The sequence below is a fragment of the Ectothiorhodospiraceae bacterium 2226 genome, from assembly GCA_013348725.1.
GTDB lineage: Bacteria > Pseudomonadota > Gammaproteobacteria.
Window position 1 is genome coordinate 92,865 of sequence record CP054689.1, and the last position, 14,636, is coordinate 107,500.

At 64.7% G+C, this 14,636-nt stretch carries 13 protein-coding genes and 2 rRNA genes (1 of these 15 only partly in view); 1 reads left to right on the forward strand and 14 read right to left on the reverse strand.

The window, feature by feature from the left end; all coding sequences use genetic code 11:
* Window positions 1–7: 7 nt before the first annotated feature.
* The 7 genes from HUS23_00455 to alaC form a co-directional block, all read right to left on the reverse strand.
* Window positions 8–454, reverse strand: coding sequence for a hypothetical protein (locus tag HUS23_00455; GenBank protein QKT02418.1), 447 nt, complete (start codon window positions 452–454; stop codon window positions 8–10).
* Between the two features lie 4 nt (window positions 455–458).
* On the reverse strand, window positions 459–758 hold the full coding sequence (locus HUS23_00460; GenBank protein QKT04908.1) for a hypothetical protein: 300 nt from the start codon (window positions 756–758) through the stop codon (window positions 459–461).
* A gap of 137 nt (window positions 759–895) precedes the next feature.
* A complete protein-coding gene (recJ, locus tag HUS23_00465; protein QKT02419.1) occupies window positions 896–2,620 on the reverse strand; it encodes a single-stranded-DNA-specific exonuclease RecJ in 1,725 nt (574 codons plus the stop codon).
* On the reverse strand, window positions 2,617–3,648 hold the full coding sequence (locus tag HUS23_00470) for a hypothetical protein (GenBank protein QKT02420.1): 1,032 nt from the start codon (window positions 3,646–3,648) through the stop codon (window positions 2,617–2,619). Before HUS23_00470 ends, recJ begins: the two co-directional genes overlap by 4 nt.
* Before the next feature lie 8 nt (window positions 3,649–3,656).
* Window positions 3,657–4,802 carry a threonine synthase gene (locus tag HUS23_00475; GenBank protein ID QKT02421.1) on the reverse strand — a complete coding sequence of 382 codons (1,146 nt, stop codon included), beginning with the start codon at window positions 4,800–4,802 and terminating at the stop codon, window positions 3,657–3,659.
* A 35-nt stretch (window positions 4,803–4,837) separates the two neighbouring features.
* On the reverse strand, window positions 4,838–6,154 hold the full coding sequence (locus HUS23_00480; GenBank protein QKT02422.1) for a homoserine dehydrogenase: 1,317 nt from the start codon (window positions 6,152–6,154) through the stop codon (window positions 4,838–4,840).
* Window positions 6,151–7,359 (reverse strand): alanine transaminase, encoded by a 1,209-nt coding sequence (gene alaC / locus HUS23_00485; GenBank protein QKT02423.1) that lies wholly within the window; start codon window positions 7,357–7,359, stop codon window positions 6,151–6,153. The genes HUS23_00480 and alaC overlap by 4 nt, the downstream gene beginning before the upstream one ends.
* Before the next feature lie 127 nt (window positions 7,360–7,486).
* Between alaC and HUS23_00490 the strand changes: the two genes are divergently transcribed.
* A complete protein-coding gene (locus HUS23_00490) occupies window positions 7,487–7,912 on the forward strand; it encodes an Xcc1710-like domain-containing protein (protein QKT02424.1) in 426 nt (141 codons plus the stop codon).
* 120 nt (window positions 7,913–8,032) lie between these two features.
* Here the strand turns inward: HUS23_00490 and rpoS are convergent, their stop codons facing one another.
* The 7 genes from rpoS to HUS23_00525 form a co-directional block, all read right to left on the reverse strand.
* On the reverse strand, window positions 8,033–9,025 hold the full coding sequence (rpoS, locus tag HUS23_00495; GenBank protein QKT02425.1) for an RNA polymerase sigma factor RpoS: 993 nt from the start codon (window positions 9,023–9,025) through the stop codon (window positions 8,033–8,035).
* 23 nt (window positions 9,026–9,048) lie between these two features.
* Complete coding sequence (locus tag HUS23_00500; GenBank protein QKT02426.1) at window positions 9,049–9,879, reverse strand: peptidoglycan DD-metalloendopeptidase family protein; 831 nt, start codon at window positions 9,877–9,879, stop codon at window positions 9,049–9,051.
* 1 nt (window position 9,880) lies between these two features.
* Window positions 9,881–10,459 (reverse strand): DedA family protein, encoded by a 579-nt coding sequence (locus HUS23_00505; protein QKT02427.1) that lies wholly within the window; start codon window positions 10,457–10,459, stop codon window positions 9,881–9,883.
* Window positions 10,459–11,094: a protein-L-isoaspartate(D-aspartate) O-methyltransferase gene (locus HUS23_00510; GenBank protein ID QKT04909.1), complete on the reverse strand. Its 636-nt coding sequence runs from the start codon at window positions 11,092–11,094 to the stop codon at window positions 10,459–10,461. The genes HUS23_00505 and HUS23_00510 overlap by 1 nt, the downstream gene beginning before the upstream one ends.
* A gap of 26 nt (window positions 11,095–11,120) precedes the next feature.
* Window positions 11,121–11,873 (reverse strand): 5'/3'-nucleotidase SurE, encoded by a 753-nt coding sequence (gene surE, locus HUS23_00515; GenBank protein QKT02428.1) that lies wholly within the window; start codon window positions 11,871–11,873, stop codon window positions 11,121–11,123.
* Window positions 11,874–12,213: 340 nt separating this feature from the next.
* Window positions 12,214–12,329: ribosomal RNA gene (gene rrf / locus HUS23_00520) — 5S ribosomal RNA — on the reverse strand.
* Window positions 12,330–12,400: 71 nt separating this feature from the next.
* Window positions 12,401–14,636: ribosomal RNA gene (locus tag HUS23_00525) — 23S ribosomal RNA — on the reverse strand; it runs 693 nt beyond the window's last position.

The following is a 14,636-nucleotide window of genomic DNA, read 5'->3' on the forward strand; positions in this document are numbered from 1 at the left end:
CGCCGCTTCAGTTGGCGTCAAGCAGGGCCTGACAGCGAGTTGCGAAGTCGCGCGCCTTCCCCTCGTCGATCAGCAGCTGGGCGATCTTGCGTGCGGCCACCACACCTTCGGCCAGTCCCTCGCGGCTCTCAGTCGCGGCCTCGATCTTGGCCACCACCTTCCCCGCGTTGTCGCCGAACACCTCGCGCGCGATGGCGATCATGGACTGCTTGATGTCACCGTAACCGCCTGCCGCTTTGGACTCGATCACCTGGATGAAGCCCTGCTCGGCAAGGCGCACCAGGGCCGCTTTCAGATTCGGGGCGCCGGCCGCCTTACGCATGACCTCCTGCGCGGTCGAACGCCCGTCCACCAAGATCAGCGCCAGGCGTTCGTCCTTGGGCAGTCCATGCGTGCGACGCTTGATCTCTTCCTCGCCCTTGGCGGTCTTGAGCAGCCGTGCATCGGGATCCATGACGCTACTCCGTGAGGACTTGGATTACCCGATGGACCAGCTTGATGGTGATCACTACGTAGACGGCGCCGAACAGGAAGATGAGCGCCACCACGAAACGCAGCACCTCGTCCGGCAGCACGCGGAAGAAGGGCGCCACCAGATAGCCGAAGGTAAACAGTACCACCAGCCCCGACAGAATCGCCCACTGACGCCCTACGATGCCGCCGGGAATGGACGAGGACAGCGAAACGACAGCCCACAGTGCGTACAGGATGGTTGCCACGGCGAGTGCCGTGATGATGAACGTGGCATCGAGCGCCACGACTTGATTGATCAGCGACATGCTTCCCCCCTTGGATGCGCCCGCGCGCCTCGAACTTTGTTTTTAGGAACCGCATCGGCCGAAAGTGTGACATCCGTCACGTTACCTGCGACGCTACACCCGAAATCCGTTATGGGTCAAGCATTCTCTACACACAGAGGCAACGGAAGCAAGCGCTCGATCACGAGTTGAAGCGTGCGCGCATCCCGATAGCGGTTCACATCGAGCCGATAATGGACCTGCGCGCGACTGCCCGCCGCTATCGCCGCCTCAGCCGCCGCATTGAAGGCGATTCCCTCCACGGTCCGCTGCCCGCCTGGCGCGCGCAGCACGAGCTTGAGATGTACCTCCCCCACCACGCGCACCGTGACCACCTCGAACTCGCCTTCGAACACGGGCTCGGGAAAGCCCTGACCCCAGGGACCGGCACTGCGCAACAGCTCGGCGATCGGCAGCACGAGATCGTCCGGCGCCAGGGCCCCGTCGGTTGCGGTCGCCATCCCCAAGCGCGCAGCGTCACAGGCAGCCGCCACCGCCTCGACGAACGCGTCGGAAAAGCGCTCGATGTCCACCGCGGCGAGCTGTAGGCCGGCGGCCATGGCATGACCGCCGAAGCGCCGGAGCAGGGTCGGATGGCGCGTGGCGACTGCCTCCAGCACGTCGCGCAGGTGCACCCCGGGTATGGAGCGTCCGGAGCCCTTTAATTCGCCGTCGCCGCAATCGGCGAAGGCGATGACCGGGCGCTGAGTGCGGTCCTTGATCCGCGAAGCGACAATGCCGACCACCCCCTGGTGCCAGCCCGGATCGAACAAGCACAGGCCGGCTGGTAAATCGGCGCCGTCGATGAGCGCGTCCTCGACCAATGCGAGCGCCTCGTCGTGCATGCGACGCTCGAGCGCGCGCCGTTCCAGGTTGAGCTCGTCCAGCGTCGCGGCGTAGCCGGCGGCCTCGGCGGGATCATCGGTGAGCAGACAACGCACACCCAGGCTCATGTCGTCCAACCGCCCGGCGGCATTCAGCCGCGGGGCGATGCCGTAGCCCAAGTCCGCGGCCACCACCTCGCGCAAATCCCGTCCGGCGATCTGTGCGAGCGCCCGGATGCCGGCGCAGGCCCGGCCTGCCCGCATGCGTTGGAGCCCCTGGGTCACCAGGATCCGATTGAGCGCGTCGAGGGGTACCACATCGGCCACCGTGCCCAATGCGACCAGATCGAGCAGTTCGGCGAGGTTCGGCTCCTCGCGGGACGGGCCGAACCAGCCCTGCGTACGCAGGTGCGCACGCAAGGCCAGCAGCACGTAGAAGATGACGCCGACGCCCGCCAGCGCCTTGCCGGGGAAGCCGCAGCCCGCTTGGTTGGGATTCACAATGGCGTCGGCCTCGGGCAAGTGCTCGCCGGGCAGATGGTGATCGGTCACCACCACGCGGATTCCGGCGGCGCGCGCCGCGCGCACGCCCTCCACGCTGCTGATGCCATTGTCGACGGTGATCAGCAGATCGGGCCCGCGCTGCTGCGCAAGCGCGACGATCTCCGGCGTGAGGCCGTAGCCGAACTCGAAGCGATTGGGCACCAGAAAATCGACCGCCGCCGCGCCGAGACGACGCAGCCCCCGCACCGCCACCGCGCAACTGGTCGCCCCGTCGGCATCGAAATCGCCCACCACGAGAATGCGCTCTGCCCGGGTCAAGGCGTCGGCGAGCACCGCCACGGCCGCGTGGATACCCCGCAGGTCGGCGTACGAAGGGAGTCTGGCGAGACGGTAATCGAGGTCTTCGGGGCGCGCGCCGCGTGCCCGGTAGAGCCGCGCGAGCAGCGGATGCACACCGTGCCACGGGTCCTCGTTCATCCCCGATTGCGAGCTCATGCGGGGGCCTGCAGATAGGCGCGCAGGTGACGCGGCCGGCGGACGAGTCGGTGCCAGGTGTTCGGTTTACGCACTCGCCATAAGCGCCCGTCGCCGACGTCGAGCTCGAAGCCCGCTAGCTCGCCGGCCTGCACGCGCTCCCAGAGCGGCGCCAGCCACTGCCGATCCAGGGATTCGAGCCGCGCCAGCCAGCCGAAGAGATCGCCCTGTACCACGTCGGCGCGCAGCGTATCGAGCACCAAGAGGTCACCCGCCGCGACACGCGGCACGACCTCGCCCGGCCACACGGGGTCACAGTCCTGCTCCGGAATCCCGGCGCGCCGGGCCAAGGCGCGCGCGAGCGGCTCGGTGCTCCAGACCCGGCGCAGCTCGGTGCGCACCGCCGGCAGCGGCCCCTCGCCCCAGAACCACAGGCTGTTGACCGGCAAACGCCCCGCCGACTCGCGCTCGGCATTGACGGGCGCGGCGTGCAGAACCATCTGGATTTCGTTCAAGCGCCGATGCCAGGCGCGCTCGGCGGGCAGATGGTGATCGATGCGCTGACCGAGCAGGCTTTGCGGCGGGAGGGTGTGCAGACGCGGCAGTCCGTCCCAGCGCACGTACCAGCGCTGCGGGTGGAGCGGCTGGATCTGCCAACCCTCGTCGGCGAAATGCGTGTTGAGGTGGGCGGCCAGTTGGACCGACTCCTCCGGCGTCAGGGCGGGGGCGTCGTCGAGCAGTCGCAGGCTGTCGCGATCGGCCTGCAGGTAGACCGGGTCGGCGCGCAGCCAAACATCTTCGTCGGGCGCCCCGCCGTCGAGCACGCGCGTGAGCGAGGCAACCGGCAGGCGCTCCACCGGCGACACGCCGAAGCGGACCGCCAATGCGGCTTCCAGCCCCACCGCCGGCGCCGCCACGGCCTCGCCGTAGCGCAGCAGTGCCTGCAGGCCCTCCAGGGACGGCCATTCGGTCCCCGCCAATGCATCTGCTCCGGGCAGACGCGCCAGCAACCCCGGGATGAGGAGGCTCAGCGGGGCTGCTGCAGCCACCCGGCCACTCAGTTCGGCAGGTTACGGAGGATGACGTCCCGCACCGCCGGCAAGGTAGCCTCCACGGCGGTGAGGTCCTGCGCGCTCTGTCGAATGGCGATGTCGGGATCCTTGAGGCCGTGCCCGGTGAGGGTGCAGACCACGCTGCTGCCCTCGGGGATCCGGCCATTGCGGATGTCGCGCATCGCCCCGGCGAGCGAGGCGGCGGAGGCCGGCTCGCAGAACACGCCCTCCTTCTCCGCCAGCAGCTTCTGGGCCGCGAGGATCTCCTCGTCGGCACACTCGTCGAACCAGCCGCCGGACTCTTTCTGCACCGTCCAGGCCTGCTCCCACGACTGCGGATGGCCGATCCGGATCGCGGTGGCGAGCGTATCGGGGTCGTCGACCATATGGCCGCGCATGAACGGCGCGCTCCCCGCGGCCTGATAGCCGATCATCTTGGGCCGGTTGCCCACCAGCGCCCCGCCCGCGTACATGCAGTGTCCGTTACAGAACGCACAGGCGCGTGTCACCTGATCACCCGAGGCGGCCGACACCTCCGTGTAGCCGATCCAGTGCGCGGTGATGTTGCCGGCGTTGCCAACCGGCAGACAATGGTAGTCCGGCGCGCGCCCGAGCTCCTCGACGATCTCGAAGGCGGCCGTCTTCTGCCCCTGCAAACGATAGGGGTTGATCGAATTGACGATGGTCACCGGCGCCTCGCCCGCCACTTCCTTCACGAGCTGCATGCCTTCATCGAAATTGCCCTTGATCTGCACGATGCGCGCCCCGTGCATCATGGCCTGCGCCAGCTTGCCGAGCGCGATCTTGCCGTCGGGGATCAACACGAAGGCGGTGATGCCGGCGCGCGCGGCATAGGCCGCCGCGGCGGCCGAGGTGTTGCCGGTCGAGGCGCAGATGATGGCGCGGCTGCCCTCTTCGACCGCCTTGGTGACGGCCATGGTCATGCCACGGTCCTTGAACGAACCGGTCGGGTTCAGGCCCTCGAACTTAACGTAGATCTCCACGTTCTTGCCGAGGGCGCGCGGCACATTGTGCAGGCGAATGAGGGGCGTGTTGCCCTCGCCCAGGCTGATGATGCGCGTGTCGTCGTGCACCGGCAGGCGGTCGCGGTATCTCTCGATCAGGCCGGTGTAGCGGGGGCGAAAGGACATGTGCTTCCTCGTAGGCGGGCGCGGGCGCCCGCGGGTCAGTTGCGGTTAAGGTGTTCGACGCGGATGCGGGTCACCGCGCCGTCGATGGATTCCAGCGCCTCGATGCTGGCGATGGCGCGGTTCATACTGCCTTCGGCGACCCGGTGCGTGAGCATGATGACGGTCACCGAGGCCGCCTCGCCCTGCGGCTCGTGCTGGCGGATGGCCTCGATGCTGATGCCTTGGTCACCCAGGATGCGTGTCACCTCCGCGAGCACGCCGGGGCGGTCCTGCGCCTGCATGCGCAGGAAATAGGCCGTCTGTACCTGCTCCATGGCCAACACCGGCACGTCGGACAAGGCATCGGGCTGAAAGGCCAGATGCGGAACCCGGTTCTCCGGATCCGAGGTGAGCGCACGCACCACATCGACCAGATCCGCCACCACCGCCGAGGCCGTCGGCTCGGCACCGGCACCCGCGCCGTAGTACAGCGTCGGGCCCACCGCGTCGCCCTTCACCAGTACCGCGTTCATCACGCCGTCGACGTTCGCGATCAGACGTCGCTCGGGAATCAGCGTGGGGTGCACACGCAGCTCCACGCCTTCGGCGGTGGCGCGCGCGAACCCCAGGTGCTTGATGCGATACCCCAGCTGCTCGGCGTAAGCGACGTCTTCGCGCGTAATGCGCGTGATGCCCTCGGTGTACACCTTGTCGAACTGAAGCGGAATCCCGAACGCGATCGCGGCGAGAATGGTCAGTTTGTGCGCGGCGTCGATGCCTTCCACGTCGAAGGTCGGATCGGCCTCGGCATAACCCAGGCGCTGCGCCTCGGCCAGCACGTCGGCGAACTCGCGGCCCTTGTCGCGCATCTCGGTCAGGATGAAGTTGCCGGTACCGTTGATGATGCCGGCCAGCCACTCGATGCGGTTGCCGGCCAGCCCTTCGCGCAAGGCCTTGATGATGGGGATACCGCCCGCCACCGCCGCCTCGAATGCCACGGTCACGCCGCGCGCCTGCGCCGCCGCAAAGATTTCATTGCCGTGCTTGGCGATGAGCGCCTTGTTGGCGGTGACCACGTGCTTGCCCTGCTCGATGGCGCGCAGCACCAACTCGCGCGCGAGGGTGTCCCCACCGATGAGTTCCACCACTACCGCGACGTCCGGGTCGTCCACCACCTCGCGGGGGTCGGCGCTCAAGGCGATGCCGGTGGTGTCACAGGTGCGCGGGCGGTCGAGGTCACGCGCGGCCGCCCGCACCACCTCGATGCCGCGGCCCGCGCGGCGCGCTATTTCTTCGGCATTGCGCGCGAGCACGCTGACCGTGCCGCACCCGACCGTCCCCAGGCCCAACAGGCCGACCTTTACCGGATTCACCCTGCCGTCTCCTTCATGGCCGCTTGCCGATCACGCCGGAACATGTCGCGGATGCCGCGCAAGGCTTGGCGTGTACGGTGTTCGTTTTCGATGAGGCTGAAGCGCACATGATCGTCGCCGTACTCGCCGAAGCCGACGCCCGGCGAGACGGCAACGCAAGCGTCCTCCAGCAGCTTCTTGGCAAACTCCAGCGAGCCCATGTGGCGGTACTGCTCGGGAATCGGCGCCCACACGAACATGGTCGCCTTGGGCTTCTCCACCGTCCAACCGAGCGCATTCAGGCCGTCGCACAGTACGTCGCGCCGGCGCTGGTACATGTCGCGGATCTCGGTGACGCAATCCTGCGGCCCCTCCAGGGCGGTGATCGCCGCCACCTGGATCGGCGTGAACATGCCGTAGTCGAGGTAGGACTTCATGCGTGCCAGCGCAGCCACCAGCTGCTCGTTGCCGCACATGAAGCCCACGCGCCAGCCCGGCATGTTGTAGCTTTTGGAGAGGGTGAAGAACTCGACCGCCACCTCGGTCGCGCCCGGCACCTGCAGGATCGAGGGCGCCACGTAACCGTCGAACGCAAGATCTGCGTACGCCAAGTCGTGGACCACCCAGATCTTATGCTCTCGGGCCACCGCCACCACCTTCTCGAAAAACTCGAGGTCCACGCATTGCGTGGTCGGGTTTCCGGGGAAGTTCAGCACCAACATCTTGGGCTTAGGCCAGGAGTCCTTGATGGCCTTCTCCAGCTCCCCGAAGAAGTCCCCGCCGTCCACCAGGGGCACGTGCTGAATGTGCGCCCCGGCGATCACGAAGCCGTAGGGGTGGATCGGGTAGGACGGATTCGGCACCAGCACCGCGTCCCCGGGGCCCATGGTCGCCAGCGCGAGATGTGCCAGCCCTTCCTTGGAGCCGATGGTGACGATCGCTTCGCGCTCGGGATCCAGGGTGACGCCATAGCGCTTCTGATACCACTGGCAGATCGCCCGGCGCAGGCGCGGAATACCGCGTGAGACCGAGTAGCGGTGAGTATCGCCGCGCTGGGCGGCCTCCACGAGCTTATCGACAATGTGCTGGGGCGTGGGCTGATCGGGATTGCCCATGCCGAAGTCGACTATGTCCTCCCCCCGCGCTCGTGCCTTGGCTTTTAGGTCGTTGACGATGTTGAATACGTAGGGAGGCAGCCGTTTAATACGTTGGAATTCGTCGATCAAGGCAGCAGTCCAATAAGGCGCGGCGGGACCCGCGCACCGGGTCCGTCAAAGACTGTTAACATTAACTGCTGGCCCAAATCACTGTCAATTGCGCGCCGCTCAGCGCGCGGCCCTGAGGAGGGAGCCGATGAAATTCAACTTGGAAGCCGGGGGCGGTTACCAGATCGTCGCCTACGAGGAGGGGCGCATCACGGTGGCGCACGCCGGCGGCGCGCCGGCGACACCGGCGGAAGCGCTCGGCGGGCAGCGCGAGACCGTCGAATCGAGCGTGGTCGTGACCCCCTCCCGCCTGATCCGCGCCTGGCCCCCCGAGCGCTTCGAAGACTTGGCGGCGGACCATTTCGCGATGCTGGAAGAACTGGACCCCGAAGTGGTCCTGTTCGGGTCGGGCGCGCGGCTGCGCTTCCCCGCCGCCGGCTGCACAGCGCCTTTGGCAGCGCGCCAAATCGGCGTCGAAGTCATGGACACGGCGGCCGCCTGCCGCACCTTTAACATCCTCGCCGCGGAAGGACGGCGCGTCGCGGCCGCCTTGCTCATGATCGAAGCGGCTTGAATCGCCGCGCCGTTGAAGAGGTGGCTTGAACCGCCGCGCCGTCGAAGAAGCGGCTTGAATCGCCGTTGAAACGGGAAGGGGCGGCTCGGCCGCCCCTTCCCATCCGGCGTAGCGCCGTGTCTACCGGAACAGGGCGTCTTCCGAGAAGCCTTGCCCCTCGAGTATCTCCCGCAGACGCTTCAGCGCCTCGAGCTGGATCTGGCGTACCCGCTCGCGGGTCACACCGATCTTGTTGCCGACCTCTTCGAGCGTGGCCACGTCGTGGCCGTTCAGGCCGAAGCGGCGCTCGACGACCTCGCGCTGCTTGTCGGTCAGCTGCGACAGCCAATACTCGAGGTTTCCACGTACGTCGCCTTCCTGCAGGACGACGGCGGGATCGGTGTTGTTTTCGTCCGGAATCGCGTCCAACAGCAGCTTGTCGCCATCCCGACCCAGCGGCACGTCCACCGAGGCAACCCGTTCGTTGAGGCCCAACATGCGCTTAACGTCCTCCACGGGCTTCTCGAGCATCTCGGCAATCTCATCCGGCGTGGGCTCGTGGTCCAGCGTCTGGGCCAACTGACGGGCCGCGCGCACGTAGACGTTGATCTCCTTGATGACGTGGATCGGCAGCCGGATGGTGCGCGTCTGATTCATGATGCCGCGCTCGATGGTCTGTCGGATCCACCACGTCGCGTAGGTGGAGAAACGGAAGCCGCGCTCGGGATCGAACTTCTCCACCGCGCGGATCAGCCCGAGGTTGCCTTCCTCGATGAGATCCAGTAACGGCAACCCGCGGTTGAGATAGCGCCGCGCGATCTTGACCACCAGTCGGAGGTTACTCTCGATCATGCGCTTGCGCGCTTTCTCGTCACCCTTCTGCGCGAGGCGGGCGAAGTACACCTCCTCCTCGGCACTCAGTAGTGGGGATGCGCCGATCTCGCTGAGGTAGAGCCGTGTCGCGTCCATTTGCTGGCGATCGGGCACCTTCCCCGGGCTATAGTCGACATCCTCCTCGTCGTCATCCGGCTCAGCGTCCTGCTCCGCCGCTTCGATGTCCTCTCGGTCTTCGTATACGTCCTTGAGAAGTTCGACATCCTTGAGGTCCCTGTAAGAGGCGCGAAGTCCATTCATCGTGAACGCTCCCTGTATTGTGGTTAGAGCTTCCGTTTCGGCAGATGCTGCAGCGGATCCACGGGTTGACCGTTGTGGCGAATCTCGAAATAAAGCGACGCCCGGTCGGTAGAACCCGTATTCCCCACTTCCGCGATCTGCTGTCCCGCCTTGACGCTCTCGCCTTCCTCGACGAGTAGCGTTCTATTGTGGGCATAGGCACTCAGGAAGGTGTCGCTGTGCTTGATGATCACTAGCCTTCCATAGCCGATAAGTCCACCTCCGCTATAGACTACACGTCCCTGCGCCGCTGCATATACGGGTTGTCCCGGATTCCCCGCGATTCTGATACCCCGACGGCCGGAATTGCTTGCGTTATAGGTGGTTAGGATGGCCCCTTCCAACGGCCATTGCCATTGAACCGCCCCCCCGCTCGACGGAGTAGCTGCGCGCGGCGCCGGACTGCGTACCCCGCCAGCCGTAGTCCCACCCGAACTGGGCACTGCGGCACTGCGCTGGGGTTGTCCGGCCTCCGGCACGGCCATCGGCGCTGTCCGGGCGGGCGTGGCAGGGGCTGAGCTAGGCGAGGAAGCCGCGCGCGGCTGCTGCGCGCGCGCAAGCTCCACGGCGTGTCCGCCCGGTGGATAAAGGCGCAGTCGCTGGCCTGGATGGATGCGATAGGGAGGGCGAATGCCGTTCCAATCGGCCACTCGGCGATAATCGAGGCTGTACTGGAACGAAATACCGTACAGAGTCTCGCCCGCGGCGACCTTATGCGTGGCGGGAATCCAGCGGGGCTGGTCCGGGTGATGTCCGCCACCCGCGCAGCCTACCAGTGACAGCCAGACGACCAGCAGGAGCCAAACCAGCCTCACATCACCCCCGTAAGAGCACGTAGCCTACCACCGCCAGTCCGACCAGGGCCCAGCCCAAGCGATCCACCCAGCGGTGCAATACCTGCTCCATACGCGCGCCCCCCCAAGCCATCAAGCCGGCCACCAGAAAGAATCGAGCCCCTCGCCCAATCAATGATCCGACCACGAACGGCAGCAAAGCCATCCCGACCACACCGGCGGCAATGGTGAACACCTTATACGGAATGGGCGCGAAGCCGGCGAGTAGGATTGCCCAAAATCCCCACCGCGCGAACCACTCCTGGGCGGCCAAGTAATGCTCCCAGTAGTCCACGGCCTTCAGCCACGGCGCGACCAATTCAAACGCGAGCATCCCTATGAGATAGCCCAGGACCCCGCCGAGGACCGAGGCGATGGTGGTCAGCAACGCGAAGTACCAGGCCCGCCGGGGTTGGGCCAAAGCCATCGGCGCCAACATCACATCCGGCGGAATCGGAAAAAACGAAGACTCGGCGAAGCTCAGCCCGGCAAGATAACGGGGGGCGTGTCGGTGGCGGGCCCAGATCATGGTCCGCGCGTACAGGGCGCCGAAGAGGCCCATCAGCGGACCACTTGCGCCTGCATGGGAACGAAACGCACCCGTCCCATCCGCTGCTGCTCGAACTCCTCACCCCGGCGCAGGATCAACACCAACTCCTGAGTATCACCCTCGCCGACCGGCAAGATCATCCGCCCACCATCCGCCAGCTGCTCGAGCAAGGCGCTCGGAATCTCTCGCGGCGCCGCCGCGAGCAGTATGCCGTCGTAGGGTGCCTCCTGCGGCCAACCGTCGAAACCGTCTCCAACCCGCAGCTGGACGTTGCGCACCTGCAAGGCCGCCAGGCGGGCCCGTGCCTGGGCGAGCAGCGGCCCGTAGCGCTCAACCGAAAACACTTGGCTCGCCACACGCACCAGCACCGCGGTCTGATAGCCTGAACCCGTCCCGATCTCCAGAACCTTCCCCAGCGTCCCGCCCCCCAGCAACGCCTCAGTCATCCGGGCGACCACCAACGGTTGTGAAATTGTCTGTCCATGGCCGATCGGCAGTGCGGTATCTTCGTAGGCTCGACTCGCCAGCGCCTCATCCACAAACGCGTGCCGCGGCACCTCGCCAAGCGCCGACAACACACGTTCGTCCGCGACCCCCGCTTCGCGCAGGCGCTGCACGAGGCGCGCGCGCGTGCGCCGCGAGGTCATGCCGATGCCCTCCAGCGAATCCGTAATCACGCCTGACCCCTCAGCCAATTCGCCACCTGATCCAGGGCCGCGTAGCGCGTCAGATCCACCTGGATCGGCGAGACCGACACGTAACCGCGGCGCACGGCATGGAAGTCCGTCCCGGGACCCGCGTCCTGCTCCGCGCCCGCCGGACCGACCCAATAGATCTCTCGGCCGCGGGGGTCGGTTGCCCGGACCACCGGCTCCGACTTGTGCCGGTGCCCAAGACGTGTCGCCTCGAAGCCCTGCAACTGATCCCATGGCACATCCGGGACGTTAACGTTGAGTATGGTATCCGCGGGCAGAGGATCGCTCCGTAACCGTTCGATGAGATGCACCACCGCCCGCGCGGCCGTGTCGAAGTGCTGCGGCTGGCCCTGGTAGACGAGCGATGCGGCGATCGCCGGCAGGCCTAGAAAACGCCCCTCCATCGCCGCCGCCACGGTCCCCGAATACAGCACGTCATCGCCCATATTCGCGCCCGCATTGATACCCGAGATCACCATGTCCGGCTCCTCATCGAGCAAGCCCGTGATCGCCAGGTGCACACAGTCCGTCGGCGTCCCGTCCACTCGCGCCGTGCGTGCATCCATCCATGTTGCCCGGATCGGATACTCCAGCGTCAGCGAATTGCTGGCTCCGCTGCGATCGCGGTCGGGCGCGACGACCGTCACCTCCCCTACGCTGCGCAGCGCCTCCGCGAGACACTGTATCCCGGGCGCAAGATAACCGTCGTCGTTGCTCACAAGTATGTTCATGACGCGTGCATGATAGGCTGGCCAGCGGTGGGGAAACTATACTGGAAACCCGCTCCCCTCCCTACTCCCGCGGCGCAATAGCGAGCGCGGCTAGTTCTAATGGGCAAGCCGTCCCACCTAGCGACGCTCCAGACCTACGCGCACCCCCGGGAGCGCATAAATTTTGGGAGCCCTGCGCGTAACGAAAACAAAAAACCCCTGCGATCGGCAGACCACAGAGGTTTAAGTTATTGAGTGGCGTAAGCACCCCCCGCATCGGGGCCCAGGCTCAGCCCCCGAAGCCCGCCCACGCACAAGAAAAAACCCCTGCGGTCACTTGACCACAGGGGTTCGAATTAAAGCCTGGCGGTGACCTACTTTCGCATGGGGAAGCCCCACACTATCATCGGCGCTGAGTGGTTTCACTTCCGAGTTCGGGATGGGATCGGGTGGTTCCCACTCGCTATGGCCGCCAGGCAAACCGGTGTTCACGGCTTACCGTGATGAAATCGGGAAGGTTGCTGGGGCGCGGGTCTGTACTGCAGGCACCCAACATACTTGGGTGTTATATGGTCAAGCCTCACGGTCAATTAGTACGGGTTAGCTACATGCATTACTGCACTTCCACATCCCGCCTATCAACGTCGTGGTCTACGACGGACCTTCAGGGAGCTCGAGGCTCCAGGGAGATCTCATCTTGAGGGGGGCTTCCCGCTTAGATGCTTTCAGCGGTTATCCCGTCCGTACATAGCTACCCGGCAGTGCCACTGGCGTGACAACCGGAACACCAGAGGTACGTCCACTCCGGTCCTCTCGTACTAGGAGCAGCTCCTCTCAAATCTCCAACGCCCACGGCAGATAGGGACCGAACTGTCTCACGACGTTCTAAACCCAGCTCGCGTACCACTTTAAATGGCGAACAGCCATACCCTTGGGACCGGCTACAGCCCCAGGATGTGATGAGCCGACATCGAGGTGCCAAACTCCCCCGTCGATATGAACTCTTGGGAGGAATCAGCCTGTTATCCCCGGAGTACCTTTTATCCGTTGAGCGATGGCCCTTCCATACAGAACCACCGGATCACTAAGACCTGCTTTCGCACCTGCTCGACGTGTATGTCTCGCAGTCAAGCACCCTTATGCCTTTGCACGCAACGCACGATTTCCGACCGTGCTGAGGGTACCTTCGTGCTCCTCCGTTACGCTTTGGGAGGAGACCGCCCCAGTCAAACTACCCACCATACACTGTCCCCGATCCGGATAACGGACCTGGGTTAGAACCTCAAGCATGCCAGGGTGGTATTTCAAGGGTGGCTCCACCGGAACTGGCGTCCCGGCTTCAAAGCCTCCCACCTATCCTACACAAGCAGACTCGAAGTTCAGTGTAAAGCTGTAGTAAAGGTTCACGGGGTCTTTCCGTCTTGCCGCGGGTACGCTGCATCTTCACAGCGAATTCAATTTCACTGAGTCTCGGGGTGGAGACAGTGTGGCCATCGTTACGCCATTCGTGCAGGTCGGAACTTACCCGACAAGGAATTTCGCTACCTTAGGACCGTTATAGTTACGGCCGCCGTTTACCGGGGCTTCGATCAAGAGCTTCGCCGAAGCTAACCCCATCACTTAACCTTCCGGCACCGGGCAGGCGTCACACCCTATACGTCCTCTTACGAGTTTGCAGAGTGCTGTGTTTTTAATAAACAGTCGCAGCCACCTGGTCACTGCAACCCCCTTCCGCTCCGGCCGCAGGGCCTTCACGTAATGGGGGGCACACCTTCTCCCGAAGTTACGGTGCTATTTTGCCTAGTTCCTTCACCCGAGTTCTCTCAAGCGCCTTGGGATACTCACCCTGCCCACCTGTGTCGGTTTGGGGTACGGTCACGCATTACCTGAAGCTTAGAGGCTTTTCCTGGAAGCTGGGCATCAATCACTTCGCTCCACAAGGGAGCTCGTCATCACGCCTCAGGATTGTGGCTCCGGATTTTCCTAAAGCCACTCCCTACACGCTTGAACCGGGACGTCCAACACCCGGCTGACCTAGCCTTCTTCGTCCCCCCATCGCAGTAATACGCGGTACAGGAATATTAACCTGTTTCCCATCGACTACGCCTTTCGGCCTCGCCTTAGGGGCCGACTCACCCTGCGCCGATTAACGTTGCGCAGGAAACCTTGGGCTTTCGGCGTGCGGGTTTTTCACCCGCATTATCGTTACTCATGTCAGCATTCGCACTTCCGATACCTCCAGCAGACCTTACGATCCACCTTCAACGGCCTACGGAACGCTCCTACCACTTGCGCTTGCGCGCAAATCCGCAGCTTCGGTACATGGCTTAAGCCCCGTTAAATCTTCCGCGCAGGCCGACTCGACCAGTGAGCTATTACGCTTTCTTTAAAGGATGGCTGCTTCTAAGCCAACCTCCTGGCTGTCTGTGCCTTCCCACATCGTTTCCCACTGAGCCATGATTTGGGGACCTTAGCTGGCGGTCTGGGTTGTTTCCCTCTTGACGACGGACGTTAGCACCCGCCGTCTGTCTCCCGTGCTGCACTTCCCGGTATTCGGAGTTTGCATCGGTTTGGTAACCCGGGATGGGCCCCTAGCCGAAACAGTGCTCTACCCCCGGGAGTGATCACACGAGGCGCTACCTAAATAGCTTTCGGGGAGAACCAGCTATCTCCGAGCTTGATTAGCCTTTCACTCCGATCCACAGCTCATCCGAATCTTTTTCAACAGATCCCGGTGCGGGCCTCCAGTGGGCATTACCCCACCTTCACCCTGGCCATGGATAG

Excerpts from the sequence above, each read along its gene's own strand:
- HUS23_00475 (QKT02421.1), bottom strand. The coding sequence starts at position 4,802 with ATGTCCTTTCGCCCCCGCTACACCGGCCTGATCGAGAGATACCGCGAC.
- rpoS (QKT02425.1), bottom strand. The coding sequence starts at position 9,025 with ATGAATGGACTTCGCGCCTCTTACAGGGACCTCAAGGATGTCGAACTT.
- recJ (QKT02419.1), bottom strand. The coding sequence starts at position 2,620 with ATGAGCTCGCAATCGGGGATGAACGAGGACCCGTGGCACGGTGTGCAT.
- surE (QKT02428.1), bottom strand. The coding sequence starts at position 11,873 with ATGAACATACTTGTGAGCAACGACGACGGTTATCTTGCGCCCGGGATA.
- HUS23_00505 (QKT02427.1), bottom strand. The coding sequence starts at position 10,459 with ATGGGCCTCTTCGGCGCCCTGTACGCGCGGACCATGATCTGGGCCCGC.
- HUS23_00510 (QKT04909.1), bottom strand. The coding sequence starts at position 11,094 with ATGACCTCGCGGCGCACGCGCGCGCGCCTCGTGCAGCGCCTGCGCGAA.
- HUS23_00455 (QKT02418.1), bottom strand. The coding sequence starts at position 454 with ATGGATCCCGATGCACGGCTGCTCAAGACCGCCAAGGGCGAGGAAGAG.
- HUS23_00490 (QKT02424.1), top strand. The coding sequence starts at position 7,487 with ATGAAATTCAACTTGGAAGCCGGGGGCGGTTACCAGATCGTCGCCTAC.